Raw genomic sequence first — 2882 nt, 5'->3', positions numbered from 1 at the left:
CTGTCCGAACGGACGGGACCACCTCATTGTTCGGGCGGCGCTAGCATTGAGTAACCACCCTATGCAATGGAGAGAGAGCTTTGTCGAAAGAGGAATGCGCAACATCTTTGTCCGATCATAAACTGCTTACCGTGTGCAAAATCCGGATAAAAGAAAGTTCGGCGACGAGCACAATACCACATCATTTGAGAAGTTCTGCGTGGGCATCTTCGGTGTCGCTTCGTCGGGCTCCGTGATCGAATCTCTTGGATGCGTGGCGCCAAGGATGGCGACCGGCCGTCCTTATGCCTTCCATTGTTATTATAGTCTCGATTCAACCATTTCGCGACAGATTACGTCGGATACGCAGCCCAAATCCGTGCCAAACAAGAGTTGTTCTCTTGCTTGGTGTGCCAATAGTTCTGGTGAACGTGTGGTTTGCGAGACTTTTATCCCGTTTCAGACAGTCCGCTCTCCCTCGTAGCTATCTTTAAACGCCGCAATGTTTACGTGGCGCTGGCATTTCGGCGCACAGCCTGAGGGGGCTGGTCAATCGCTCGGGAAAAGGGTCCACACAGGCTTTCTTCCGTCAAACAGCAGTGGGGAGTGGGTCGGTGCCCTCGCTCAGGATGGCGAGATACCCCCGGTAACTGAACACGCGCCCCCGTTTGCGCCCGGTGATTTCTTCGACGATGTCGAGCCGCTCCAGATCGGCGAGCGCCGCATTGACCGTGGGGGCCGAGAGGCCCGTCTGGTGAACGATCTGGTTGGCCGTCAGATAAGGATTCTGCTGGAACAGATCGTGGATGCGCAGCGCCGAGCCGGCCCGGTCGCTCTCCACCGTGATGCGCTCTCGGTCTTGCTTGAACAACTCGACAATCCGGGTTGCCGCATCGAATGCCTGATTGGCGGTATCCGCGACGCCCGTGAGAAAGAACTCGAGCCAAGCTTCCCACGCGCCATGCTCGCGCACCTCCTGAAGCAGGCGGTAATAATCGGTGCGATGGGTTTTGAGGTAGAGGCTCAGATAGAGCAGCGGCTTCCGCAGCACGCCGTTGACGCAGAGATACAGCGTGACCAGCAAGCGGCCGATCCTGCCGTTGCCGTCCAGGAACGGGTGGATGGTCTCGAATTGAACGTGCAGCAGGCCGGCCTTGAGGAGGGCGGGAAGTCGCGAGCCTTCCTCGTGCATGAAACGCTCCAGCGCATCGAGGCAGACATCCATTTCAGTCGGCGGCGGCGGTACGAAGAGCGCATTGCCGGGGCGTGTCCCACCGATCCAGTTCTGCGAACGCCGGAACTCGCCGGGATTTTTCGTGCCGCCGCGTCCGCTTTGGAGCAATCGCGCGTGCATCTCACGGATCAGGCGCAGGGACAGCGGTAGGTCTTCCAGTCGCTTCAGTCCATACATCATGGCGTCGACGTAATTGGAGACTTCACGGATGTCGTCGATTGGTTGACCAGTCTGCGCCTCTGTTTCGAAGCGAAGCAGGTCCGTCAGGGTCGATTGCGTTCCCTCGATCTGGGACGAGAGGACGGCTTCCTTGCGCACATACATATAGAGGAATAGCTCCTGGCGCGGCAGCAGCATGGTGATGCCATCCAGACGTCCCAATGCGCGCTCCGCCAGACTCAGCCGTTCCAGAAGGGCCAGAACGTCGATTGAGGGCTCCGGGGGCAGGGGTGGCGGCACAAAGGCGCGCACTATCTCGCCTGCAACCGGCGTTTCGACGAAGCGGCCTAGCCGAGGGTTGCTCGTGGGTTCGGACATGAGCCCACTGTGGCGTCGCACCGTTATTTAAGCAACAGCCATTTGGTTTAAATAGGAGGTGAGGTAAGGTAAGCGCTCTTAAATAAGGGCCGCTGTCACCATGGGCCGGTCGATCCATGCAGACATTCGGCTGTTCCGTTGGTCGCAGGGAAGGAGTTCTGACAGTCAGTCTGGTTTATCGGAGAGGGTTTTTTGAAGGGATATATGGGGACATGGCAAAAAGCTTCCTCTTTCTCAGTCATTTAGCTATGCTGCCAACCGTTCAACGAACCCGCTGACAAGCAGCAGTTTTCTTTGGTTGCAGGCCCCCGCAACCACTTCCATCATAAATCCCTACAAATCGACGTCTGATCGCCATGAAAGACTGGCTTATCAGACACTTATGCACGTCCCGACCTTCGAAAGAGGGCCGGGCGATCACGCGCGTCTACGCATCGCCATGGCCCACAGGGCCGCCTCAACTGGTTTCTCCGATCCGTTCAGAACGAAGCTTGGAAACCAATGAGGAACATCATCATGCGCGATGAGCAGGAAATGCGAGACGAAATCCGTACCCGAATGAAGGGCCGGATCCGGTTCAACGTCGCCACAGACAGGATCGAAGTGATCGTCGGTGCGCCGGACGAACTTCTCCGCTGGGAGCCGATCAACAGGCGCACCATGCTCCAGCATCTTCCACCCCTGGTGGTGGAGAGGCTTTGGGACATGTTTGCCGATGCGGCAGGGTCGGGGTTTTATGCCGAAGACAGGCTGGCCGGGGTGAAATTTCTCGGGTTACACAGGGTGGCAGAGTATCTTGAGGAGGAGGAATGCATCCGGATTGAGGAAATCCCGATGCCTTCGTTCTCAGCACTGCCACCGGCTGTGAGTCTCGAGACCTATCTTGCTGAGCGAGACCGGACGACAATCGCTGAAATCTTGAAGGCCATTCCAGACGTCACCGAAAAGGAATTACCTCTTCAGCTCAAAGAAGCTGGATGGGAGTCGCGGCGGTCAGCAACAGAACGTTATTGGGCGAAAATCAAAAACGGGTAAATTGATGCAATGGCTCTCCTTCTACTCAGAGAAGGAGAGTCGGCCCACTCCAAGCAGATAGACAGCTTTCGCCTCATGTCAGTCATAGAAAAGATCT

The 2882-nt window shown here is 56.8% G+C and carries 2 protein-coding genes; one reads left to right on the top strand and one right to left on the bottom strand.

All coding sequences use genetic code 11. The features are described 5' to 3' along the window. Positions 1-568 precede the first annotated feature (568 nt). Entirely contained in the window at positions 569-1750 is a 1182-nt protein-coding gene (locus AD928_RS00460; RefSeq protein WP_062247382.1) for a Fic family protein, read from the bottom strand. A 516-nt stretch (positions 1751-2266) separates the two neighbouring features. On the opposite strand from AD928_RS00460, the gene AD928_RS00455 reads away from it, so the two are divergent. Continuing rightward, positions 2267-2785, top strand: coding sequence for a hypothetical protein (locus tag AD928_RS00455; RefSeq protein WP_233419870.1), 519 nt, complete (start codon positions 2267-2269; stop codon positions 2783-2785). Positions 2786-2882 lie beyond the last annotated feature (97 nt).

Source organism: Acetobacter cerevisiae, from assembly GCF_001580535.1.
Lineage (GTDB): Bacteria > Pseudomonadota > Alphaproteobacteria > Acetobacterales > Acetobacteraceae > Acetobacter > Acetobacter cerevisiae.
This window is presented reverse-complemented; position numbering and strand designations above follow the sequence as displayed.

Coding starts and splice junctions, on each gene's coding strand:
- AD928_RS00460 (WP_062247382.1), bottom strand. CDS start 1,750: ATGTCCGAACCCACGAGCAACCCTCGGCTAGGCCGCTTCGTCGAAACG.
- AD928_RS00455 (WP_233419870.1), top strand. CDS start 2,267: ATGCGCGATGAGCAGGAAATGCGAGACGAAATCCGTACCCGAATGAAG.